We start from the raw sequence: 21189 nt of genomic DNA on the forward strand, positions 1-21189 counted from the left end.
GCCTCCTGAGTGCGAGAGCGGTTCCTAGACAGCTCCACTCTCGCAACGGGAGGCCTTCACCCGTCAGCGAATCACACGCTATTCACGCAACAACGTCCCTGGACATCACAGCTAGTCCGGGCGCGCTCCGCCGGTCTGGCAGGTCGGGCAGTAGTGCGCGGCGGCCCCCGAGAAGGTCATCTCGGCGATCGTGTCGCCGCAGACCGGGCAGGCCTCGCCGGGCCGCCGATGCACCCGCATGTCGGCGCGCTTGTCGTCTTTCAGCGCCTCGGGGCGGCTGCCGCGACGCGCCGTCACGGCGTCGGCCAGGACGGTTCGCGCACTGTCGAAGAGCCGGTCGATCTCCTCGGCGCCGAGGGTGGACGCGTGCACGACCGGCGACAGCCGCGCCGCGTGCAGGATCTCGTCGGAGTAGGCGTTGCCGATCCCGGCGAACGCCTTCTGGTCCTGCAGCAGCGCCTTCAGCTGCTTGCGGCGACCGGAGACGGCCGCCGCGACATCCTGACGGGTGAATCCGGGCGCCGTCGGATCCGGGCCGAGGGCGGCCACCGCCGGCACGTCGGACGGGTCGGACACCGCCGACAGGGTGAGCGCCTTCCACGGACCGTCGTCGGTCAGATCGAAGCCCGAGCCGTCGTCGAGCCGCACGCGGGCGAGAAGCGTCGCCTCCCCGGTCCGGCGGGTGCCCTCAGGAACGACGTCGTGCCACAGCAGCCAGCCGTCGTGGCCCCAGTGCACGATGAGGTGCGCGGGGCCGGAGGCCGATGACACCCCGATGTCGAGCATCTTCCCGCGGCGCTCGACGGCGTCGATGAGCCCGCCCGCCGCCTCCGCGGGCGCGCCGGCCTTCACGATCTTGGGGAGGACGACGTCGAGGGCGGCGATGCGTCGCCCGACCGCGCGTGCGGAGAGGAATTCGGCGAGGGCCTGCACCTCGGGGGACTCGGGCATCCGCTCATGATGCCACGGGGCTCCGACACCCCGGTGGCGGAGCCCGGCCGCCGGTTCCCGACCGCCGTCAGTCCAGGTGGCGGCGCACGAAGCGCCCCATCTCGGCGAGCGCTTCCCGTCCGGCGGGCAGTCCGCCGTTCCACAGCGGGAAGGCGTGGATCATGCCGGGCCACGTCTGCAGCGTCGCCGCCGCCCCGGCGGCTCCCGCCGCGCGCACCAGCCGCACCGCGTCGTCGAGGAGCACCTCATCGGTGCCGACCTGCACCAGCGTGGGCGGCAGACCGCGGAGATCCGCGAACAGCGGCGAGACCAGCGGCTCGCGGCGCCCGACGCCGCCGGCGAGATAGGCGGCGGCGAGTTCGTCGAGGTAGGGACGGTGGAGCAGGGGGTCCGCGGCATCCTTCTCGGTCATCGACGACCCCGACAGCGTGAGATCCGTCCACGGCGAGACCAGCCACAGGCACGCCGGCGAGGCGGCGCCCCGGTCGCGGAGCACCTGCCGGAGGGCGAGCGCCAGCCCGCCGCCCGCGCTGTCGCCGCCGACGACGATGCGGTCGGGCGCGTAGCCGCTCGCGAGCAGCCACTCCCAGGCGGCGAGGGCGTCGTCGAGGGCCGCGGGGAACGGATGCTCCGGCGCGAGGCGGTACTGCAGGGCGAGCGTCCGCGCGCCGGCCGCCCGGCCGGCCTCCGTCGCGAGCGACCGGTGGCTCACGATCGATCCCGAGCAGTAGCCGCCCCCGTGGAGGAAGAGCAGCACATCGGATGCCGCGGCACCGGGCGCCGTCGACCACTCGGCCGGCACGCCTCCGGCGTCGACGGCCTCGAGGCGGATGTCGTCGGCCACCGGCCAGGTCGTCCCGACCTCCTCGATGCGCTGTCGGCGCGCCGCCCACCCCACGGGCCGGGGGCGGGAGCCGAGCATCAGCCGCACGCCGACCATGCCGGTCGGGTCGTCGCCGCTCATGCCCGTCTTGTCGTCGCCGGTGACGCCCGTCGGGTCCTCGCCGGTCACGCCCGTCGGGTCGTCGTCGGCCATGCCGCCTCCTCGTGCGCGTCGCGCGATCCCCGCGGTCGCGCCTGCCGACACGGTAGTGCACGGCCCGCTCCCCTCCCGCCTGCCCTGCACGGCGGGCCGTTAGAGTGACGTCGTGGCAGCGCACGCGGACAGGGACGACGAGGTCGACCTCCTCATCGATGCCTGGTCGCGTCGGCTTCCCGAGGCAGACCTCAGCCCCCTCGACGTGATGTCGCGGCTGCGCCGCGTATCGCTGCGGCTCGCGCGCCTGCGCTCGGACGCCTTCCGCGCCGCCGGGCTGGCCGCGTGGGAGTTCGACGTGCTGGCCGCACTGGGCCGCGCGGAGCCGGTGCACGAGCTCAACCCCGCCCAGCTGATCGAGCGGACGATGATCTCGAGCGGGGCCATGACCAACCGCCTCGGTCATCTCGCCGAGCGGGGGCTCATCGAGCGCGCCCCGAACCCCCAGGACGGCAGGAGCGTCCTCGTGCGCCTGACCCCCGCGGGCGCGGAGCGCGTGGACGCCGCGATGACCGAGCTCGTGCGCCGCGAGGAGCTGGAGCTGCAGCCCCTGCGCCGCCAGGATCGCGACGAGCTCGTGCGGCTGCTCCGGCTGCTCGGCGAGGGCTCGCGCGGGCTCTGAATCCCGGCGCCGACGTAGACTCGGTGAGGACGCCCCACCCCGAGGGGCGGTCCGACGGCTCCGCGGCTTTCACGGCCGCGTCGGAAGGAAACCCCGCATGAAGATCGCCGATTCCGCGGACTGGCGCGGGTCCCTCCCCTTCGACAGTCCTGTGCTGGTCGCCGACCTCGCGCCCGGCGATGCCGCACGGTGCGCGGCCTGCGGCGCCGACGCCGAGCCGCTGCCCCGCACCGAACTGTGGGCGGTCAAGCACCGGCATCCGAAGAACCACTCAGGCTTCGTGCGCTTCTACTGCGCCGAGCACACTCCCCGGGTTCCGGCGCCGGCTCCCGTCGCCGTCGCGCCCGTTCGCGCCCGCCGCGCCCCTGCCGCCGAGCGCGCACCGCGCCGCCCCGCGGTGACCGATGCCGCTCCCCGCGCGATGTGCCCGGACTGCTTCGTCGAGGTCTCGGCGACCGGCGAGTGCGGCATGTGCGGCCTGCAGGTGGCCTGACCCGTTTCCGAGCGCGAGGGGTTCAGCGCAGTCGCTTGCGCAGGAAGACCTGGGCCGTGCCGTCGCCCTGCTCGATGCGCTCGAACTCCTCGTAGCCGCAGTCCTCGTACAACCGGATGTTCGCCTCGCTGAGGCTGCCGGTGAACAGCTCCGCCGTGCGGCAGCGCGTCGTGCGCTCGGCGGTGGCGAGCAGCGTGCGGCCGAGCCCGCCGCCCTGCTGGTCCGGGGCGATCGCGATGCGCCCGATCTCGAGCACGTCGCCGCGCTCGCGCGTGCGGATGGCGCCGACGATGCGGCCCTCGACGATGGCCACGTATCCGCCCGCGTCGACCAGCTCCGCCTCCAGCTGCGCGAGGGTCTGGGTGAGCGCCGGCTGATCAGGGTCGCCGTAGATGAGCGCCTCGGAGACGAAGGCGGCGCGCTGGACGGTGAGCACCTCCCCCGCGTCCCCGGGACCGATCGGGCGCACCTCGATGGCCGGGTCTTCCGCATGCACGCTCATCGCAGCGCTCCTTCCAAGGCGCGCGCATCGCGCACCGCATGGCCGTAGCCGTCGTTGTTGAAGTAGGCGTAGACGTCGAGCCCCGCAGCATCCCATTCGCGGATGCGATCGGCCCACCAGCCGATCGCGGCGCCGTCGTACGACCCGGCGTAGAGGTGCTCGGGGTCGGGCCCGTGCAGGCGCACGTAGACGAACGGCGCGGTGGCGCGCAGGATGCACGGCAGGTGGGCGCCGCTCATCACGACGTAGGCGGCTCCCGCCCGTTCGAGGATGCCGAAGACGGACTCGTCGAGCCACGAGCCGTGACGGAACTCGACGGCGACGCGGATGCCGGCGGGAACCGCCGCCAAGAAGCCGGTCAGTCGCTCGTCGTCGCGGGCGAAGTCGGGCGGGAGCTGCACGAGGAGCACACCCCGTCGGGCTCCCAGCACCTCCCAGACCCGCACGATGCGGGCGATCCACTCCGACGGATCCGCGAGCTTGCGCGCATGGGTGAGACCGCGCGGCGCCTTCACCGTGAACGTGAAGTCCTCCGGCAGCCGCCGCATCCACGCGTCGAAACGCGCCTCCCCCGGCCACCGGTAGAAGCTCCCGTTCAGTTCGACGGTGGAGAACTCCTCCGCGTACCGCTCCAGCCATCGTCCGGGCGGCAGCCCGCGCTCGTAGAGCACGCCGCGCCAGGAGTCATAGCTCCACCCCGACGTCCCGATCCGCACACTCATCACCGGCAACCTACGAGCGTCGGCGCGGATCCTCCGCGGGCCTTGACACGGCGTGCCGGAGCGGCGACGGGATGCGGCGCCGGCTTATCAGCCGCCCCCGGGCGCGGCAAGGCCCCGGCTCCGTCGTCCGCGCCCGACGAGAATCGAACCGTGACTGCCTCGCCGATCGACGAACCGGCGGGCCTCCGCGCCTCCGGCGTGCTGTCGCCGTCGGCATCGTCCGTCCGGCGATCCGCGGCCGCCGAGCCCGGCTTCGGACGCGACGTCGACGCCACGCTGCGATGGGCTGCCACCGTCGGCGGACGCATCGCCGCGGAGGAGTCCGTCGCCGCGGTGTGGGAGACCCTCGCCGTGGTCGCCTCCCGCGATGTCGCCGCCGCCCGCATCCTCGAGCCGCACGTCGACGCCCTGCGCATCCTCCACGAGGCGGCGCAACAGGGGATCGCGGGGCCTGCCGACGTGCCGGACGCCGCGACCTGGGGCGTCTTCGCGGCCGAGGGGTCGGGCATGCGCGTCACCGCGCGCCGCGACGGCGACCGGTGGCGGCTGGACGGCACGAAGCCGTGGTGCTCGCTGGCCGGTCGCCTCAGCCACGCGTTGGTGACCGCCTGGGTCGACGACGACGACAGCCGTGGGCTCTTCGCGGTGTCGCTCGGCGACGCCGGCGTCCACGCTCATGGCGGTCCATGGCACTCGCACGGCTTCCCCGACATCGTCAGCGCACCGGTGGACTTCGACGACGTCCCGGCCGCAGCCATCGGCGATCCCGGGTGGTACCTCGCCCGACCGGGGTTCGCGCGCGGCGGCATGGGTGTCGCCGCCTGCTGGTGGGGCGGAGCATCCGCGCTGCTCACCCCGCTGTGCACCGCGGCGGCCGCCGACCGCGCGGACCAGCTCTCCCTCGTGCACCTCGGTCGGGCGGATGCCGCACTCTGGGCCGCGCGCGCCGTGCTGGTGGAGGCCGCCGACGTCATCGACGGAGGCGCCGAGGTCGACGAGCGCCTCCTCGCCGCGCGCGTGAGGGCCACCGTGTCCGAGGCGGCGCAGCTCGCTCTCGACGAGGCGGACGAGGCGCTCGGCCCGCTGCCGCTCGTCGCCGACGCCGCGCACGCCCGCCGGACGGCCGACCTGCGCATCTACCTGCGCCAGCAGCACGGCGCCCGGGACGTCGCCGGCATCGGCCGCCGCGTCGTCGCCGCGGCCGAGGGGCGCTGACATGGCCGGCGGCTTCAGCCACCTCGACCCCGGCACCCCCGAGGACGAGTGGGCCGCGGCGTTCCGCACCGCCGCCGTCTCCCGTGCCGACCTGGACGTCGCCGCACTCGTCGTGGTGGCCGCCCATCCCGACGACGAGACGCTCGGCGCCGGCGGGCTGATCGGCCTCGTCGCGCGGCGGGGCACGCCCGTGCGGGTCATCGTCGCGACCGACGGCGAGGGATCCCATCCCGCGTCGCCGACCCGCTCGCCCGCCGAGCTCGCCCGCACCCGCCGCGACGAGGTGACCGCCGCGCTCGAGCTGCTGAACCCCGGCTCCGCACCCGAGTTCCTCGGGATTCCCGACGGCGCTGTCGCCGCCCACGCCCGGGTGCTCGCGGGCGCCGTCTCCGACGTGCTCGACACCCTTCCGCAGCCCGCCCTGGTCATCGCCCCGTGGTCGGGCGACGGGCACGGCGATCATCGTGCCGCGGCCGAGGCGACGGCGGAGGTGTGCCGGCGACGCGGCGCCGCCTTCCGCGGATACCCGATCTGGCTGTGGCACTGGGGCACCCCGGCCGACGCGCCCTGGGAGCACATGGAGCGCGTGCCGCTGGACGGCGAGGCGCAGGAGCTCAAGGCGCGCGCCATGGCCGAGCACCGCAGCCAGACGTCTCCTCTCTCGCCGGCCGTCGGCGACGAGGCCGTTCTGCACAGCGGGATGCGCGCACACTTCTCCCGCCCGTTCGAGATCCTCGTCCTCGACGCGGCCGCACCGTCGTCCCCTCTGATGGAGAGCGCCGCGACGACGGTTGCGCCGACGCAGGAAGAGCCCTCGCCGGGCTCCACCCCGCGCCAGTGGTTCGACGACTTCTACGACCGCAACGGCGACCCCTGGGGCTTCGACACGCGATGGTACGAGCAGCGCAAGCGCGCCGTGCTGCTCGGCGCGCTGCCGCGCCGGGGGTACGAGCACGCGCTCGAACTGGGCTGTTCCACGGGTGCGCTCACCGCCGCCCTCGCGGATCGCTGCGAGCGGGTGACCGCCGTCGACTTCGCGCAGGCTGCCCTCGACGCCGCACGCGAGCGCATCGGCGACCGGGAGTCCGTCGAGCTGCGACAGGCGGCACTCCCCGCGGAGTGGCCCGACGGCGCGTTCGACCTGATCGTGCTGTCGGAGCTGGGCTACTACTGGGACGCGGCCGATCTCGAGCGCGCGATCGATCGGATGCTGCGGAGCCTCCGACCGGGCGGCCACATCGTCGCCTGCCACTGGCGGCACCCCGTCGCCTCCCACCCCGTGACCGGCGACGGCGTGCACGTGGCCCTGCGCACGCAGCCGGACCTGCACACGATCGTCCACCACGAGGAGGAGGACTTCCTCCTGGACGTCTTCGGCACCGCACCCGCGCGCTCCGTGGCGGCGGAGACGGGTCTGCTCCCGTGACGCCGACCCGCACGGCGGTGATCGTGCCCGTGCACGACGAGGAGGAGCTGCTCGGCGACTGCCTCGCCTCGATCCTCGTCGCCGCGGCAGCCGTGCCTGTGCCCGTCGAGATCGTGGTCGCTCTCGACGCGTGCAGTGACGGCTCCGCCCGCATCGCGACCGCGACCGGCGTGCGCACGGTGGAGCTGGCCGCCGGGCTGGTGGGCGCGGCCCGAAGGGCCGGCACGGCGCGCGCCCTCGAGCTGCTCGACGGCGACCCGTCGCACCTGTGGCTCGCGCACACCGATGCGGACTCGATCGTGCCACCGCACTGGCTCGCCCACCAGCTGGCTCTGCGCGACGCGGGAGCAGGCCTGGTGCTCGGCACCGTGCGCCCTGACTTCCGGGGGCTGAGCGCGCGCCACGCCGCGCACTGGACGGCGACCCATCCCCGTGGCCGGCCCGCCGGCAACGTCCACGGGGCGAACCTCGGCCTGCGCGCGGACGTCTACCTCGCAGCCGGCGGCTTCCCCGCCGTCGCGGAGCACGAGGACGTCGAGCTCGTCGCGCGAGCACGATCCGTCGACGCGACGGTCGTCGTCTCCGACGAGGCCGAGGTGCTCACCTCCGCACGGTTCACGGGACGCACGCCCGGCGGCTATGCCGCCTTCCTGAGGGCTCTCGCGGCGGACCTGACCGACGAGGTCTCGGATGATGACCTCGTCGATCAGCGGTCTGCCAGATTGTCTCCGGCGACGCGAAAACTCGTACTCTAGCGCAGCTTCCCCGATCCCTCTACGTGTTGTCCGATCACGGGAAAAGAGGAGTATGGAGGGCGTGATCATGCCCGCCGAACTCGCCGCCGACCTGCGCGTCGCGGTGCCGGGCAACCAGCTCTTCCCCGTCTTCCAGCCGCAGATCGACCTGCGCACGGGCGGCATCGTGGCCGTGGAGGGGCTCTGCCGCTGGCGGCACCCGCGCCTCGGTCTGGTCCCCGCGCAGGAGTTCATCGACCTCGCCGAGCGCTCCGGCGTCATCCACGACATCGGCGATTTCATGCTCGACGTCTGCTTCGCGGCGGCCGAGGCCTGGTTCGCGGACGGCCTGCAGGTCTCCGTGTCGGTGAACACCTCCCCCGTGCAGCTCGCCTCCGAGGTCTTCGCGGACGCACTCGTCGAGCGGCTCCGCTCGACCTCGCTGCCGGCGCGCACGATGACGGTGGAGATCACCGAATCGCTGCCGGTGTCGGACATGGGCGTCATGGTGCTGCGGCTCACGGAGCTGCGGCAGCTCGGCCTCGGGGTCGCGCTCGACGACTTCGGCACCGGGCACGCCTCCCCAGATCAGTTCGCCGATCTTCCCGTGACGGAGTTGAAGCTCGACCGCACGCTCATCCAGGACGACCGGGAGTATCCGGCGGAGGATCTCGCCGACGTCGTCGCGAATGCGCACGCCCGCGGCATCCGCGTCGTCGCAGAGGGCGTCGAGACTCCTCGCCACCTGCGGCGCGCCGAGACGATCGGCTGCGACCGCGCGCAGGGCTACCTGCTCGGCCGGCCGATGATGCGCGACGCCATCGACCAGCTGCTCGCGGCCTGACGGCCCGGCCGACGTCCCGCCGTGGTCACGGTGGGGTCTCGTGAACGGTCCGCCGACTTCCACACTCCCGGCGTGCGAGAGCCCGCCGGCGCGGCGCGCGGGCGGGCTCTCGTGGCGACGGCGGGCGTCAGATGTCGGTGAAGGTGTCCGACGCCGCGTCGTCGGCGTCGTCCGTGTCGCCGCCGACGTCGATGCGCGTCCAGACCACCGGCATGCCCGGCGAGAAGAGGATGTCGATGCCGGGGCCTGAGCGCAGGGGCGGGATGTTCACGTACCCGCCGCCCTGGCGTACCGCGTCGAGGATCTTCTCGCGGAGCTCGGTGACCGGGTCGGGCAGGAAGTAATCCCGACCGTCGACGGTCAGTCTGTTCACGCTGGGCATGTGATCTCCTTTGACATCGTCATCTTCTCTACGCGCCCCCAGGGCCGGGAGGCGCCGAGCGCGTCGGCTCCGGTACGAGCTCGAGACCGTTCGGGCTGTTGGCGGTCACCATGAGCGCTTCGATCCACTCGCGGTTGAGCGCCGGCTCGCGGCCTCCGAAGAACTCGAACTGCAGCGGGATGGAGGGGTGCACCCAGAAGGAGCTGCGCCCGCTGCCGCGGATGGAGTCCTGCTTCCAGGAGAAGCTGAAGCTCTCGGCGCGCCGGAGCTTCGCGAGCATCACGATCCGCAGGTGCGCCAGTGCCCGATCTTCGAACTCCACGAACCAGTTGGGAGCGCCGTACACGAGTCTGCCCACGAGACCTCCATTCACCTGGCCCCATCCTCCCACGGCGATCCGCGGGGGGCTGCACGCGCTAGGCGCGCACCTCGTTGACCGCCGCCGACACCTCGCGGGCGAGATCACGGGCGAGGAAGCCGAGACCGGATGCTGCGGTCAGCCGCTGCCCGGCACGTGCCTGCGCCCAGCTGCCCCAGACCGCCGCGCGCTCCGGCTCCATGCCCTGCGCGGCGAAGCCGGCGATCGCCCCGGCGAGGACGTCACCGCTGCCGGAGGTCGCCAGTCCCGGTCCGCCGATCTGCACGCGCCAGGCCCGCCCGTCGGGCGCCGCGACCATCCCGTAGGAGTTCACCACCGCCCGGTACCGCGCTGCGACGGCGCGCAGATCGGCGAGAGGATCATCTGACCCGTCGCCGTCGAGGAGGATCGCGACCTCCTCGCGGTTCGGGTTGAGGATCAGCGCGTCCGGGAGGGCGCCGCGATCGATGCCGGGGAGCACACCGAGCGCGAAGGCGTCCAGCACGAGCACGGCCGGCGACAGCTCCGCCACCGCAGTCAGCGTTCCGCGGGTGTCGTCCGGATCGTCGAACCCGGGGCCGACCAGCACGGCATCCGCGCCCTCCACCTCGTCGCGCAGCGTGCCCCTCAGAGACTCGTCGGCGCTCTCGGGCAGCGTGAGCACCGCCGCCTCGGGGATGACGACCCCCATCTGCGCCTCGACCGAACCGGGCACGGCGAGCCCGAGTCGCCCCGCGCCGCTGCGGAGCGCCGCCTCGCCGGCCAGCAGCACGGCTCCGGGCGACCGGCGGGAGCCGCCCACGACGATGATGCGCCCGCGCGCCTTCTTGTCCTCGCCGGGTTCGGGCAGTCCCCAGCCGCGCAGGACCGCCGGGGTGATCCTGCGACCGCGACGACTACGCGGGCTGGACATCGGGGCTCCCCGGGTGCGCCGTGACGTCGGCGCCCTCCCGCTGCAGGTGCGACACATCGGAGAAGGAGCGCAGCATCCATTCGTCTCCGTCGCGCACCAGCGTCGTCACGGAGGCATTGAGCACGGTGTGGGCCGCGGCGTACTCCATCAGCTCCTTCTCCGTGCAGCCGAGGAGGACGTACAGCAGCAGCATCACGACGGCGTCGTGGGCGACGATCAGGCCCGTTCCCGTGCCGGGCGAGGGCTGCTGGTCGGCGTCGGCACGGACATCGGCGGGAGCGGAGCCCAGCGCGTCCCGCACGAAAGACCGCAGACGCAGCGCGACGTCGGCCCAGGACTCCCCGCCCGGTGGGCGGTGCAGGAACTTGCCCTGCCGGCGGCGACGGGCGGCCTCCTCGGGGTGCCGGCGCTCCACTCCGTCCCGTGTCAGGAGATCGAGGATGCCGAGCTCGCGGTCGCGGAGCCGTTCGTCCTGCCGCGGCGAGACGGCGACCCCCGCGTCATCGGCGGCGAGCTGCAGGGTCTGGCGGGCGCGGACGTACGGGGAGACCCACACGTGCGCGGGGTGATGCTCGCTCAGCCACGCGCCCAGGGCCCGGGCCTGCTCCTCGCCGACCTCGGACAGCGGCACGTCCGCGTCGCGGTCCTCGAGGTCGATCGTCTCGAGCCCCTCCCGCTCGGCGTGCGACGCGCGGAGGTTGCCGACGCTCTCGCCGTGCCGCACCAGCCATAGCTCTGTGATCGTCATGCCCCTCACGCTAGGGACGGTTCGCCGGCATCCGTCTGAGGGTTGACACCGGCCCCCGCCGTCGGCGGTGGGCGTAGCGTGTGCTGCATGGACCAGACCTCGACACCCTCCGACCGCCCCGACGCCGATGATCTGCCCCTCGGCGGAGACGAGACCACGCAGGATCAGCTCCAGGCCGACAACGCCGTGGAGGAGGACCAGCTGAAGGCCCTCGACCCCGAGGCGCCGTCCGCCTGAGGTTTCCGGGGGACCGGAAAGCGGGGACTCGCGAGAACGCGGGTCCCCGCTTTTGTCAATCCCCATGGTCTCCTGCACCGTCGGCGTTCTAATCAAGGTGCGGCGCGAGAAGCGCCGGGATGCGAAGGAGCACAGATGACACTCATCGAAAGTGCCCCGCCGAAACAGGGTCAGCCAGCCGATCCTGTGTGGCGTGAGGTGGAACCGGGATTCTGGGTCGCCAGTGCCGACGGGATGTTCCTCGGAACGATCGAGCAGCACAGCGAGCGCCGGTTCTTCGCGCGGAACTCCACGCGGACCTATGTCGGCGAATGGTCGAGCCTCGAGCTGGCCAGGGACGCCGTCCTGACGGCCCGCGTGCACTGACACGCGCCACGGCACGACCAGCCTCCTGCGATCGCGTCCGACTCCTCGAAGTCGGATCGGGATCACAGGAGGTTCTTCTTTTCTCCCTGCGTCCCGGCGGACCGCGCAGGGTCTAGCGTCCGCCTCCCGCCGTGTAAACCCCGCCACGTGGTGCCGCCGCCGCGATTAGCGTGCGAACATGACCCAGCCCTTCTCCCCCGCCACCGCCATCGTCACCGCCTCCGACTCGGGTATCGGCGCCGCCACGGCCGTCGCGCTCGCCGACGCCGGTCTCGACGTCGGCGTCACCTGGCACAGCGACGAGGAGGGCGCCCAGAAGACCGCGGACCTCGTCCGCCGGCGCGGGCGCACCGCCGTCGTGCGGCAGCTCGACGTCACGCAGCTCGATGAAGCCGGTGCCGTCATCGACGACCTCGCCGACGAGCTCGGCGGACTGGACGTCTTCGTCAGCAACGCCGGCGGTGGAGGCGGCACGCCCTTCCTCGACCTGCCGCTCGACGAGTGGCGCTCGACGCTGGCGCTCAACCTCGACGGCGCCTTCGTGTGCCTCCAGGCGGCCGCGCGGCGCATGGTGGCCGCCGACCGCGGCGGGCGCATCGTGGCGATCACCAGCGTGCACGAGCACCAGCCGCGCGTGGGATCGGCGAACTACGTCGCCGCCAAGCACGGCCTCGGCGGGCTGCTGAAGGTGATGGCGCTCGAGCTCGGCGAGCACGGCATCACGGTGAACGCCGTCGGCCCGGGGGAGATCGCGACCCCGCTCAACGACATGGACGCGGAGGATGCCGAGTCCACCCATCGCGGCGGCATCCCGCTGGGTCGCCCCGGCCGGCCCGAGGAGATCGCGGCGGTCGTCGCGTTCCTCGCCACCCCCGCGGCGTCGTACGTGACGGGTGCGAGCTGGGTCGTCGACGGCGGGATGCTGCAGATGGGCCCGCAGGCAGGATCCCACCTCACGTCGGACGACTGGCGCCGCGCATGAGCACCCCCGGTTCCGAGCCGGAGAAGGGCGCGGAAGCCCGGGACTGGGTGCAGAGCCTCGAACCCGGCGTCGATGCCGAGCATCTCGCCGGCAGCGCGGCCGTGGCCCAGACGCCCACCGGGTCCACGGCCCCCGACGAGAAGACCGACGACGAGCGTCGCGCGCCCATCTGGACGATCGTGGTCATCGTGTTCTCGGTGGTGGCGATCGCCGTGCTGGCGTTCCTCATCCCCGTGAGCGCCGCTCCGGCCTGGCTCGGCATCGCGGTGCAGGTCGGCTGCCTCGCCTGGGCGGCCGCCGCGCTCATCCGATCGCGAGGACGCAGCCGTCGGGCGCGCGGCGTGCCGATCGTCTTCGCCGCGCAGGTGGCCGTCACCCTGGTGCTGCTGCTCCTCATCGGCCTCGTCGCCTGGAACGTGTGAGCTGACGGGCTGTCAATCCCCGCGGCGCCCGGATGCGCCACGACGTAGCCTGTTCCCGTGACCGACCGGACCGATGCCGCTGCAGATCCCATGGACGACGAGGCCAAGCGCCGCGACCAACTCCTGGCGGCACCCGACGCCGTCGAGGCGGATGCGGCGCCGCGCATCGACGTGACGCACCGCGAAGGGGTCACGCGGATCGATGTGCGCGACGACGCGGTGGTCCGTCCGGGTGGGCCGACGCGGGGCGAGGACGACTGACTGCCGAGCTCCGCGCCGCTGTCAGGCGCGGCCCTGCAGGATCAGGTTCCAGTACACCCACGGCAGCACGTGCCGGTCGAGGAACCACGTCAGCCGGCGCTCGCGCACCAGGCCGCGCCAGAACGGCACCGAGGGCTGCAGGCGGAGCTCGTCGTCGAACTCCGCGAAGACCACCGTCGAGCGCGACACGGTGAACGGGCAGACGCCGTAGCCGTCGTACTGCGCGGACGGCCGGCGACCGCGGAGCACCGCGGTGAGGTTCTTCGCCAGGACCATCGTCTGCTTCCGCAGCGCCCCGCCCGACTTCGAGTTGGTCGTGGCCGCGGCATCGCCCAGCGCCCACACGTTCGGGTACCGCCGGTGGCGGAGCGTGCGCGGGTCCACCTCCACGAATCTCCGCTCGTCGCCCGGGTCCGCGAGCGTGGTGGCGGCGAGCCAGTCCGGAGCGCTCTGCGGCGGCTCGATGACGAGGGCGTCGTACTCCAGTCTGCGCGCACGGCGGCCGTCGCTGCGGGCGATCAGCACGGTGCGGGCCGCGCCGTCCACCTCGGCGACGGTGCTGGCCGTGCTCAGCTCGATGCCGTACTCGGCGATCTTGCGCTCGAGCTCCCTGTCGACCTCGGGCACGCCGTACACGGTGGCATCGGGGACGACCAGCACGACGCGGATGTCATCCAGCACGCCTCGCGCACGCCAGTACGCGCAGGCCTGGTACATCGGCTTCTGGATGGCGCCCGCGCACGAGGCGGGTCCGGGCGGCTGCGCGAAGACCACCGTGCCCCGGGTGACGCCCTGCAGCAGGCGTGACGTCTTGACCGCCAGGTCGAGCGTGTAGTTCGACGCGACCTCCGGGGTGGACACCGCCTCCGCCAGGCCGGGGACGGCATCCCAGTCCTGCTGGATGCCGGGGCACACGATGAGGTGCTCGTAGCGCACCGTGGCTCCCGATGCGAGCGTCACGGAGCTCGCCTCGGGATCGATGCCGGTGACGGCGTCGCGGATCCACGACACGCCCTTCGGCGTCACGGCCCCCTGGTCGCGGACGACCTCCGCAGCCCGCGCCGTGCCGCCGGCGATGTAGCTGAAGAGCGGCTTGTAGAAATGCTCGGTGCGCGGTTCGACCACCACGATGTCCGTGACGCCCTGTCGGCGCAGGCGTCCGGCGACCGAGAGGCCGCCGTTGCCGCCTCCGATCACCAGGACGCGATGGAAGGATGACGGGCGGTCGGACGGCATGGATCTCCAGACGGATGCTGCGGGTCGCGCTGCTCGCGGACCGGCTTCCGACGAGCGTAGGCGCCGTCGGGCCGCGATCCGGCGGGGTTGACAGGTCGAGCGGCGGCGGCCGCGCCTCAGTCGTCGCGCAGCGGGTCGGGGTCGGGCAGCGCGTCGAGATCGCGCAGCGCGGCGCGCGCGTCGGCCACCCGCTCCGGCTCCGGCCGTTCCCACCAGTAGGGTCCCCGCTCCCCCAGTCCGTGCTTGGCCAGCCCCACCCTCCGCCGGGCCGCCGCGATGGCCTCCTCGTCGCCGGCGCGCTTCGCCGAGCGGACGCCGGAACGCCCGCGACCGAGGTGCGAGCGCAGGGCGGCGGCCAGCTCCTCCGGGATCGCCGGATCGGTCCGGCGCCAGCGGCGCCCGTCGATGACCAGCCATCGTTCCTCGTCGTGCTCGCCGGCGGACATGGCTCGACGCTATCGCCGGCGGCTACCACCTCGGCGCTGCGGGAGGAAGCCCGTGCCGACACGCGCCTCGCGGGCGCAGGCTCGGGTCAGACCGGCGTGCGCCGGTCGCAGAGAGGATCCATCATGAGCGATCGCGAACCCCATACCCGTCACAGCGACGACGCGCAGCACGACGACGCGCCGCCGACCGATGCCATGTCGGACGAGGTGAAGACCGATGCCGTCAGCGATCAGCTGCCGCCGGATGCCGCGGACGGCACCGCGCAGACGCATCCCTGATCCGCGGGAGCGTCTCAGCCGAGCACCGCGCGCAGCAGCCGATCGATGTCGGCTGGTTGCAGCGGCGACCGGCTGAGGGCCCGGAGGAGGAGCGCCCCGATGAGTGCCTCGGCGATCTCCTCCACCGGCGCCCCGCGCGGAAGGTTCGGCACCGTGCCCGTGGCGCGCTCGAGTCGTCCGGAGAGGGACTCGGGGCCGGCCAGCACGTCACGGAGGCGTCGCCCTACCTCGACGTGCTCGGCGGCGGCGGCGATGAGCGACCGCAGCAGCAGCTCGCCCTCGTCCCGGGCGAGCATGTCGGCCAGATCCCGCAGCCACCGGGTCAGGTCTGCTCGGATGTCTCCCGTGTCCGGCAGCTCGCCGCGGCCCGGGACCACCATCCCCTCGAGCAGGCACTCGGCGATGATGTCGCCCTTCGACGACCACCACCGGTAGATCGTCTGCTTGCCGACGCCGGCGGCGGCGGCGATCCCCTCGATCGTGAGGTGGTCGTACCCCCGCTCGGCCAGAAGCGTGGCCGTCGCCTGAAGGATCGCCCGGCGTGCATGCTCACTGCGCACGGGGCCGCTGCGGGGTAGGGCCACGGAGCTCCCTCCAGAAGACGAGACGGACCGTGTTATCTTAGCTCCGCACGTCCGCGTCGAGGCAACCGCTTCGTCGGACGACGCCCCCCGCATCAGAGGAGAAGAGTGGCCGAGCTGCTGCACCGCCTGGGAACGTTCGCCGCGCGCCGCGCATGGACGGTCATCTCCGCCTGGATCGCCATCCTCGCCCTCGCGGTCGGTGGGTTCCTGGTCGGATTCTCCGGCTTGAGCTCGAGCTTCGACGTGCCGAACACGGCCTCCGGCAAGGTCATCGAGGATCTCGAGAAGGAGCTCCCGGCCTTCAGCGGAGGCTCGGGCACGATCGTCTTCCACGCCACCGACGGGAACGCGCTCACCGACGCTCAGCGCGCCGCCATCACCGACGTCATCACGACGGCGCGGAGCCTCCCCGACGTGTCCGATGTCATCGATCCCTTCGACACGGCCGCGCAGCTGGCCGATCAGCAGAAGCAGATCGACGACGGACGCGCGCAGATCGAGGCCGGCCGCGCTCAGGCCGGGAGCGGGCAGCAGCAGCTGGATGCCGGCAGCGCCCAGCTCGCCGCCGGTCAGGCGCAGCTCGACGCCGCGCGCGCGCAGGCGGTGGCGGCCGGCGCCGACACCGCCGCCCTCGACGCCCAGCAGCAGCAGCTCGACGCTCAGCGAGCGCAGCTCGAGGAGCAGCAGGCGCAGCTGACCGCCGGCCTCACCACCCTCGACCAGGAGTCGGCGAAGCTGGAGAAGGGTGCCGAGCTCCTCGGCTACACCGACGGCATCCGCGTCGTGTCGGGCGACGGCGCCACCGCCATCGCCAACGTGCAGTTCACCGTCCCCCGCCTCGAGCTGCCGCAGGAGGCGAAGGACGCGGTCATCGCGCACTTCACCGAGACGCCGATCGACGGCGTCGAGGTCGCCATCTCCACCGACATCGCCCAGGGCATCCCAGAGATCCTCGGCGTCGGCGAGGCGCTCGGCGTCGCGCTGGCCGCCGTGGTCCTCATCGTCGTGCTGGGATCGCTCCTGGCCGCCGCGTTCCCGATCGTGACGGCGCTCGTCGGCGTGGCGATCGGCGCGCTGTCGACCCTCGCCTTCTCCGGCGTCGTCCAGATGGCCTCGGTGACCCCGATCCTCGGCGTCATGCTCGGACTCGCCGTCGGCATCGACTACGCGCTGTTCATCCTCTACCGCCACCGCAAGCAGCTCCTTCAGGGCGCCGACGTCCGCGAGTCGATCGGCCTCGCGAACGGCACCGCCGGCAACGCGGTCGTCTTCGCCGGCACCACGGTCGTCGTCGCGCTCCTCGCGCTCAACATCACCGGCATCCCGTTCCTCGGTCTCATGGGCACCGTCGGCGCGGTGAGCGTGCTGATCGCCGTCCTCATCGCCATCTCGCTGATCCCGGCCCTGCTCGGTCTCGCCGGCACCCGCATCCTCAGCCGTCGGGCGCGGGAGCGCGCCGCGGCTGCGGCGGCGCACCCCGTGGCGGCACCGGCTGCGGCGTCGGCACCGGCTGCGGCTGCGGCTGCACCGTCGCGCAGCGGCCAGGCCGGGGCATCCGATGGCCCTCCTCTCACCCGCCGGGCCCTGCGCGAAGCCGCCACGGGATCGGTCGCGACCGTCGCCGCCGACACCGGCTCCACGCCGACGACATCGTCGCGTCGCGCGCACCGCGGCCCCGCCGTCACCCCGATGCCGACGTGGCGCGCGGCGCTCACGGTGCTCGTGGCCACCGTCGCGCTGCTGGTCGTCGCGATCCCGGCCCTGTCGATGCGTCTGGGACTGCCCGACGGCGGGTCGGAGGCCGCGGATTCCACCGCCTACCGGGCGTTCACACTGACCGAGCAGGCATTCGGCGCCGGGGTGAACGGTCCGCTCCTGGTCACCGCCGCCCTGCCCGAGGGCCTCGACGACGACGGCGCGCTGGATGCCCGCCTCGCCGTCGCCCGCGAGCTCGCCGCGCAGGACGACGTCGTCACCGTGGCGCCGGTCGCCATCTCCGACGACAACCGGCTCGCCGCGTTCCAGGTGCTGCCGGCCGAGGGGCCCAACAGCGACTCCACGACGGAGCTCGTGCGGACGCTGCGCACGCTGCCGCCGGTCGACGGCGACATCCCGCTGGGCGTCGCCGGTCAGGCCGCGATCAACATCGACATCTCCGAGGGCCTCGCGGACGTGCTGCCGCTGTACCTGCTGGTCGTGGTGGGGCTGTCCTTCCTCATCATGCTGATGGTCTTCCGCTCGCTCCTCGTGCCCCTGCTGGCGACCGCGGGCTTCGTGCTGTCGCTCTTCGCGACCTACGGCGCGGTGACGGCCGTGTTCCAGTGGGGCTGGTTCGCCTCCGTCCTGGGTGTGAGCAACCCCGGGCCGATCCTGAGCTTCCTGCCGGTGATCCTCGTGGGCATCCTCTTCGGCCTGGCGATGGACTACCAGCTCTTCCTCACCACCGGCATGCGGGAGGCGTGGGCGCACGGTGCGGCACCTCGCCTCGCCGTCGCCCAGGGGTTCCGGGCGGGTCGGACGGTCGTCACGGCGGCGGCGCTCATCATGATCGCGGTGTTCTCGGGCTTCATCAGCTCCGAGGCGGTCATCATCAAGTCGATGGGCGTGGGGCTCGCGCTCGGCGTGCTCTTCGACGCGTTCGTCGTCCGGATGCTGCTCGTGCCCGCCTTGATGCACCTCCTCGGCGGCGCGGCGTGGTGGCTGCCGACATGGCTCGACCGCATCATCCCCAACGTCGACGTGGAGGGATCCGCCCTCGAACGGCGGCATCCCTCCCACGTCGGCGTCTGAGGCCGGTCGGCGGTCGCTGTCAGAGTCCGCGGTCCGGCGGCGTGCCCTCCGACCGGTGGAACGGACACCCGCCGCCGCCGGCGCGCACCTGTCCGCCCGAGGCCGGCATGGTCGGCATCCGACGGCGGTTCACCTCGAGGCCGTCGCCGAGGATGCCGACGCGCGGATCGCTGAGCGCCGCCACGGCCGCCGCCAGTCCGGCGATGGCCAGCCTCTCACCGGGACAGCGATGACCGGATGCCACGTCCGCACCTCCGTGCGGGATGAACGCCTCGAGCGCCTCGTAGTCGTCGACGCCGACGAACCGCTCGGGGTCGAAGTCCTCCGGTCGCTCCCAGGAGCGCTCGTCCAGATCGGTGCCGAGGATGTCGAGCACGACCCGCCCGCCGGCCCGCACGGTCTCGCCGCCCACTGAGACGTCGCTCAGCGCCCATCCGGGCAGCATCGGCACGAAGGGCGCCGTGCGCCGGATCTCCTGCGCGAACGCCGTCGCGAGCGGACCGCCGACGACGCGTCCGCGCTCCGCCGTCTCGACCGCGATGCGCGCCCGCCACTCCGGCCGGTCGTGCAGCTCCTTCGCGGCGAAGGCGACGAAGCGCGCGACCGCGATCATCGGGCGCATGCTGTTCTGCAGCTCGACGCCCGCGAGCCGGGATGACAGGAGCGCGCCCCCGGCATCGCCGTGCCACGCCCAGGCGTGCAGTGCGGTGCCCTTCGCCGGCTCGAGGGCACCCGCACGGACGGCTTCGATGAGGTCGCGGGCGTGCCGGTCCGACCACCACCGGTTCGCGGCGGCGGCGAGGTAGGCGGGCGAGTACGGCGTTCCGAAGCCGTCGACGATCTGCGCGAGGCGCGCCGCCCACCGCGTGCGGGCGGCGCGGGTGCCCGGCAGCCCCGCCCACGCCATCACCGAGCGTCCGAACGTCCCGACGGCCGCGTCGTAGGCGGAGCGCTGGGAGCCCGCCGCCCAGTCGGCCACCTCCGCCTGCCATTCCGTCTCGAGGAGCGGCAGGTAGCGCGCGACCTCATCGGAGTCGTAGGCGACGTCGACGAACGTGCGCTTGCGGTGCCGGTGCTCGTCGCCGTCGAGGCTGTGCACCGATCCCCGGCCGAAGAGCGTGCCCTGCACCAGGGCCGGCATCGCACCGTGCCGCGCCACCCGGGTCTCGTCGTAGAACGCGGCGACGCCCTCCGCGCCGCGCACGAACAGCGCCGGACGTCCCAGCAGCCGCATGGGTGCGGCCCGCGCGCCGCGGGGCACGCGCGCCCAGATGCGGGCGCCCAGGCCGTAGCCGTGCAGCAGCAGCCCGACGCCGTCCTCGTGGAGAGGGGTCCTCATGCTCTCCCGCCCGCGACGACCGGTGCGCCGGGCCGGAGGACGACCTTGATGCATCCGTCCTCCTTCTTCTGGAACGTCTCGTACAGCGCGGGCGCGTCCTCGAGCGGCGCGTGGTGCGTCACGAGGTCCATCACACCGAGCGGATCGGCCGGGTCCTCGACGAGCGGCAGGATGTCCTCGACCCAGTTCTTGACGTTGCACTGGCCCATCCGCAGGCTGAGCTGCTTGTCGAACATCGTCTTCATGGGCAGCACGTCCGCGTCGCCGGCGTAGACGCCCGACAACGACACTGTGCCGCCGCGGCGCACGACGTCGATCGAGGCGTACACGCTGGCGAGCCGGTCCATGCCGGCGGTGTCCATCAGCTTCTGCGCGATGCCGTCCGGCAGCAGGCCGATGGCGTTCTGCGCGAACTTCACGCCCGGATTGCCGTGCGCCTCGAGCCCGACCGCGTCCACCACGCCGTCCGCTCCCCGGCCCTCCGTCACATCGCGGAGCTGGTCCACGACGTCATCCGTCAGGTCGTAGGCGAGCACGCCGTGGCGCTCGGCCATGGCGCGACGGTCGGCCTCGGGCTCGACCGCCAGCACCCGATAGCCGCGCTGCACGCCGATGCGGGCGGCGAACTGGCCGACCGGTCCGAGACCCATCACGACCATGGTCCCGCCCTGCGGCACCTCGGCGTACTGCACGCCCTGCCAGGCGGTGGGGAGGATGTCGCTCAGGAAGAGGTAGCGATCGTCGGGCAGCTCATCGCCGACGCGCACGTGGTTGTAGTCGGCCAGCGGGATGCGGAGGTACTCCGCCTGCCCGCCGGGCACCTGCCCGTACAGCTTGGTGTAGCCGAACAGGGAGGCGCCGCTGCCGTACTCGGTGACCTGCGTCGTCTCGCACTGCGACTGCAGGCCGCGGCGGCACATGAAGCACTCTCCGCAGGAGATGTTGAACGGCACGACGACGCGGTCGCCCACCGCCAGTGAGGTCACGGCCGAGCCCACCTCGACCACCACGCCCATCGGCTCGTGCCCCAGGATGTCGCCGGCGTCCAGGAACGGCCCGAACACCTCGTACAGGTGCAGGTCGGAACCGCAGATCGCCGTCGAGGTCACCCGGATGATCGCGTCCGTCGGATGCTGGATCACCGGGTCGGGGACCGTCTCGACCGAGACGTTCCGCTTGCCCTGCCATGTCAACGCCTTCATGCGCACTGCCTTCCTCGAGATGAGGGTTCAGTGTGCGCGCGGAGGTCGCCGTCGCCGAGGGCGTTGACTCGACGCCGATGACCTGAAAGACGGACGACG

The 21189-nt window shown here is 73.0% G+C and carries 26 protein-coding genes; 13 read left to right on the forward strand and 13 right to left on the reverse strand.

Annotated features, from left to right (window positions below):
* Positions 1–111: 111 nt before the first annotated feature.
* On the reverse strand, positions 112–951 hold the full coding sequence (locus CVS47_RS09375) for an Fpg/Nei family DNA glycosylase (protein WP_127095840.1): 840 nt from the start codon (positions 949–951) through the stop codon (positions 112–114).
* 67 nt (positions 952–1018) lie between these two features.
* Complete coding sequence (locus CVS47_RS09380) at positions 1019–1987, reverse strand: alpha/beta hydrolase (RefSeq protein WP_241240094.1); 969 nt, start codon at positions 1985–1987, stop codon at positions 1019–1021.
* A 112-nt stretch (positions 1988–2099) separates the two neighbouring features.
* Here CVS47_RS09380 and CVS47_RS09385 point away from each other — a divergent pair, with 112 nt between their 5' ends.
* Entirely contained in the window at positions 2100–2609 is a 510-nt protein-coding gene (locus CVS47_RS09385) for a MarR family winged helix-turn-helix transcriptional regulator (RefSeq protein ID WP_241240095.1), read from the forward strand.
* Positions 2610–2706: 97 nt separating this feature from the next.
* Positions 2707–3102, forward strand: a complete 396-nt coding sequence (locus CVS47_RS09390; RefSeq protein WP_127095841.1) for a glucose-6-phosphate dehydrogenase — start codon at positions 2707–2709, stop codon at positions 3100–3102.
* A gap of 22 nt (positions 3103–3124) precedes the next feature.
* On the opposite strand, the gene CVS47_RS09395 is transcribed toward CVS47_RS09390, so the two are convergent.
* Both CVS47_RS09395 and CVS47_RS09400 read right to left on the reverse strand, forming a co-directional pair.
* Positions 3125–3604: a GNAT family N-acetyltransferase gene (locus CVS47_RS09395; RefSeq protein WP_127095842.1), complete on the reverse strand. Its 480-nt coding sequence runs from the start codon at positions 3602–3604 to the stop codon at positions 3125–3127.
* Positions 3601–4326: a DUF72 domain-containing protein gene (locus CVS47_RS09400; RefSeq protein WP_127095843.1), complete on the reverse strand. Its 726-nt coding sequence runs from the start codon at positions 4324–4326 to the stop codon at positions 3601–3603. Before CVS47_RS09400 ends, CVS47_RS09395 begins: the two co-directional genes overlap by 4 nt.
* Positions 4327–4476: 150 nt before the next feature.
* Here CVS47_RS09400 and CVS47_RS09405 point away from each other — a divergent pair, with 150 nt between their 5' ends.
* From CVS47_RS09405 to CVS47_RS09420, 4 genes are all read left to right on the forward strand, one after another.
* Positions 4477–5541, forward strand: a complete 1065-nt coding sequence (locus CVS47_RS09405; protein WP_241240096.1) for an acyl-CoA dehydrogenase family protein — start codon at positions 4477–4479, stop codon at positions 5539–5541.
* 1 nt (position 5542) lies between these two features.
* Positions 5543–6967, forward strand: coding sequence for a bifunctional PIG-L family deacetylase/class I SAM-dependent methyltransferase (locus CVS47_RS09410; protein ID WP_127095844.1), 1425 nt, complete (start codon positions 5543–5545; stop codon positions 6965–6967).
* The gene (locus CVS47_RS09415) at positions 6964–7722 is read left to right on the forward strand and encodes a glycosyltransferase family 2 protein (protein WP_127095845.1); all 759 of its coding nucleotides are present in this window, start codon (positions 6964–6966) and stop codon (positions 7720–7722) included. The genes CVS47_RS09410 and CVS47_RS09415 overlap by 4 nt, the downstream gene beginning before the upstream one ends.
* Before the next feature lie 67 nt (positions 7723–7789).
* Entirely contained in the window at positions 7790–8545 is a 756-nt protein-coding gene (locus CVS47_RS09420) for an EAL domain-containing protein (RefSeq protein ID WP_164734625.1), read from the forward strand.
* Between the two features lie 127 nt (positions 8546–8672).
* Here CVS47_RS09420 and CVS47_RS09425 read toward each other — a convergent pair whose 3' ends face one another.
* The 4 genes from CVS47_RS09425 to CVS47_RS09440 are packed head-to-tail and all read right to left on the reverse strand — an operon-like array spanning position 8673 to position 10946.
* Positions 8673–8927, reverse strand: a complete 255-nt coding sequence (locus CVS47_RS09425; protein ID WP_127095847.1) for a hypothetical protein — start codon at positions 8925–8927, stop codon at positions 8673–8675.
* Positions 8928–8955: 28 nt separating this feature from the next.
* A complete protein-coding gene (locus CVS47_RS09430; protein WP_206502588.1) occupies positions 8956–9285 on the reverse strand; it encodes a DUF7882 family protein in 330 nt (109 codons plus the stop codon).
* Between the two features lie 58 nt (positions 9286–9343).
* Positions 9344–10198 carry an ADP-dependent NAD(P)H-hydrate dehydratase gene (locus CVS47_RS09435; RefSeq protein ID WP_127095848.1) on the reverse strand — a complete coding sequence of 285 codons (855 nt, stop codon included), beginning with the start codon at positions 10196–10198 and terminating at the stop codon, positions 9344–9346.
* Complete coding sequence (locus CVS47_RS09440; protein ID WP_127095849.1) at positions 10182–10946, reverse strand: histidine phosphatase family protein; 765 nt, start codon at positions 10944–10946, stop codon at positions 10182–10184. Before CVS47_RS09440 ends, CVS47_RS09435 begins: the two co-directional genes overlap by 17 nt.
* A gap of 87 nt (positions 10947–11033) precedes the next feature.
* Here CVS47_RS09440 and CVS47_RS16780 point away from each other — a divergent pair, with 87 nt between their 5' ends.
* The 5 genes from CVS47_RS16780 (at position 11034) to CVS47_RS09460 (ending at position 13214) form a co-directional block, all read left to right on the forward strand.
* A complete protein-coding gene (locus tag CVS47_RS16780) occupies positions 11034–11183 on the forward strand; it encodes a hypothetical protein (protein WP_164734626.1) in 150 nt (49 codons plus the stop codon).
* Between the two features lie 135 nt (positions 11184–11318).
* The gene (locus tag CVS47_RS09445; protein WP_127095850.1) at positions 11319–11549 is read left to right on the forward strand and encodes a hypothetical protein; all 231 of its coding nucleotides are present in this window, start codon (positions 11319–11321) and stop codon (positions 11547–11549) included.
* 178 nt (positions 11550–11727) lie between these two features.
* Positions 11728–12531, forward strand: a complete 804-nt coding sequence (locus tag CVS47_RS09450; RefSeq protein ID WP_127095851.1) for an SDR family oxidoreductase — start codon at positions 11728–11730, stop codon at positions 12529–12531.
* Entirely contained in the window at positions 12528–12953 is a 426-nt protein-coding gene (locus CVS47_RS09455; RefSeq protein WP_127095852.1) for a hypothetical protein, read from the forward strand. Before CVS47_RS09450 ends, CVS47_RS09455 begins: the two co-directional genes overlap by 4 nt.
* A 57-nt stretch (positions 12954–13010) precedes the next feature.
* Positions 13011–13214 carry a hypothetical protein gene (locus CVS47_RS09460; RefSeq protein WP_127095853.1) on the forward strand — a complete coding sequence of 68 codons (204 nt, stop codon included), beginning with the start codon at positions 13011–13013 and terminating at the stop codon, positions 13212–13214.
* Between the two features lie 21 nt (positions 13215–13235).
* Here the strand turns inward: CVS47_RS09460 and CVS47_RS09465 are convergent, their stop codons facing one another.
* Both CVS47_RS09465 and CVS47_RS09470 read right to left on the reverse strand, forming a co-directional pair.
* Complete coding sequence (locus tag CVS47_RS09465) at positions 13236–14450, reverse strand: NAD(P)/FAD-dependent oxidoreductase (RefSeq protein ID WP_127095854.1); 1215 nt, start codon at positions 14448–14450, stop codon at positions 13236–13238.
* A gap of 116 nt (positions 14451–14566) precedes the next feature.
* Positions 14567–14896, reverse strand: coding sequence for a biopolymer transporter Tol (locus tag CVS47_RS09470; protein WP_127095855.1), 330 nt, complete (start codon positions 14894–14896; stop codon positions 14567–14569).
* Positions 14897–15019: 123 nt separating this feature from the next.
* Between CVS47_RS09470 and CVS47_RS16785 the strand changes: the two genes are divergently transcribed.
* Positions 15020–15175 (forward strand): hypothetical protein, encoded by a 156-nt coding sequence (locus CVS47_RS16785; RefSeq protein ID WP_164734627.1) that lies wholly within the window; start codon positions 15020–15022, stop codon positions 15173–15175.
* 14 nt (positions 15176–15189) lie between these two features.
* On the opposite strand, the gene CVS47_RS09475 is transcribed toward CVS47_RS16785, so the two are convergent.
* Entirely contained in the window at positions 15190–15735 is a 546-nt protein-coding gene (locus tag CVS47_RS09475) for a TetR/AcrR family transcriptional regulator (RefSeq protein ID WP_241240097.1), read from the reverse strand.
* 129 nt (positions 15736–15864) lie between these two features.
* Here CVS47_RS09475 and CVS47_RS09480 point away from each other — a divergent pair, with 129 nt between their 5' ends.
* Complete coding sequence (locus CVS47_RS09480; RefSeq protein ID WP_127095856.1) at positions 15865–18549, forward strand: MMPL family transporter; 2685 nt, start codon at positions 15865–15867, stop codon at positions 18547–18549.
* A 19-nt stretch (positions 18550–18568) separates the two neighbouring features.
* Here CVS47_RS09480 and CVS47_RS09485 read toward each other — a convergent pair whose 3' ends face one another.
* A complete protein-coding gene (locus CVS47_RS09485; protein WP_127095857.1) occupies positions 18569–19888 on the reverse strand; it encodes a cytochrome P450 in 1320 nt (439 codons plus the stop codon).
* Positions 19885–21090 (reverse strand): alcohol dehydrogenase catalytic domain-containing protein, encoded by a 1206-nt coding sequence (locus tag CVS47_RS09490; RefSeq protein WP_127095858.1) that lies wholly within the window; start codon positions 21088–21090, stop codon positions 19885–19887. The genes CVS47_RS09485 and CVS47_RS09490 overlap by 4 nt, the downstream gene beginning before the upstream one ends.
* Positions 21091–21189: the final 99 nt, after the last annotated feature.

The sequence above is a fragment of the Microbacterium lemovicicum genome, assembly GCF_003991875.1.
GTDB classification, from domain to species: domain Bacteria; phylum Actinomycetota; class Actinomycetes; order Actinomycetales; family Microbacteriaceae; genus Microbacterium; species Microbacterium lemovicicum.

Coding starts and splice junctions, on each gene's coding strand:
- CVS47_RS09375 (WP_127095840.1), bottom strand. CDS start 951: ATGCCCGAGTCCCCCGAGGTGCAGGCCCTCGCCGAATTCCTCTCCGCA.
- CVS47_RS09380 (WP_241240094.1), bottom strand. CDS start 1,987: ATGGCCGACGACGACCCGACGGGCGTGACCGGCGAGGACCCGACGGGC.
- CVS47_RS09390 (WP_127095841.1), top strand. CDS start 2,707: ATGAAGATCGCCGATTCCGCGGACTGGCGCGGGTCCCTCCCCTTCGAC.
- CVS47_RS09395 (WP_127095842.1), bottom strand. CDS start 3,604: ATGAGCGTGCATGCGGAAGACCCGGCCATCGAGGTGCGCCCGATCGGT.
- CVS47_RS09400 (WP_127095843.1), bottom strand. CDS start 4,326: ATGAGTGTGCGGATCGGGACGTCGGGGTGGAGCTATGACTCCTGGCGC.
- CVS47_RS09410 (WP_127095844.1), top strand. CDS start 5,543: ATGGCCGGCGGCTTCAGCCACCTCGACCCCGGCACCCCCGAGGACGAG.
- CVS47_RS09420 (WP_164734625.1), top strand. CDS start 7,790: ATGCCCGCCGAACTCGCCGCCGACCTGCGCGTCGCGGTGCCGGGCAAC.
- CVS47_RS09425 (WP_127095847.1), bottom strand. CDS start 8,927: ATGCCCAGCGTGAACAGACTGACCGTCGACGGTCGGGATTACTTCCTG.
- CVS47_RS09435 (WP_127095848.1), bottom strand. CDS start 10,198: ATGTCCAGCCCGCGTAGTCGTCGCGGTCGCAGGATCACCCCGGCGGTC.
- CVS47_RS09440 (WP_127095849.1), bottom strand. CDS start 10,946: ATGACGATCACAGAGCTATGGCTGGTGCGGCACGGCGAGAGCGTCGGC.
- CVS47_RS16780 (WP_164734626.1), top strand. CDS start 11,034: ATGGACCAGACCTCGACACCCTCCGACCGCCCCGACGCCGATGATCTG.
- CVS47_RS09445 (WP_127095850.1), top strand. CDS start 11,319: ATGACACTCATCGAAAGTGCCCCGCCGAAACAGGGTCAGCCAGCCGAT.
- CVS47_RS09450 (WP_127095851.1), top strand. CDS start 11,728: ATGACCCAGCCCTTCTCCCCCGCCACCGCCATCGTCACCGCCTCCGAC.
- CVS47_RS09455 (WP_127095852.1), top strand. CDS start 12,528: ATGAGCACCCCCGGTTCCGAGCCGGAGAAGGGCGCGGAAGCCCGGGAC.
- CVS47_RS09465 (WP_127095854.1), bottom strand. CDS start 14,450: ATGCCGTCCGACCGCCCGTCATCCTTCCATCGCGTCCTGGTGATCGGA.
- CVS47_RS09470 (WP_127095855.1), bottom strand. CDS start 14,896: ATGTCCGCCGGCGAGCACGACGAGGAACGATGGCTGGTCATCGACGGG.
- CVS47_RS16785 (WP_164734627.1), top strand. CDS start 15,020: ATGAGCGATCGCGAACCCCATACCCGTCACAGCGACGACGCGCAGCAC.
- CVS47_RS09485 (WP_127095857.1), bottom strand. CDS start 19,888: ATGAGGACCCCTCTCCACGAGGACGGCGTCGGGCTGCTGCTGCACGGC.
- CVS47_RS09490 (WP_127095858.1), bottom strand. CDS start 21,090: ATGAAGGCGTTGACATGGCAGGGCAAGCGGAACGTCTCGGTCGAGACG.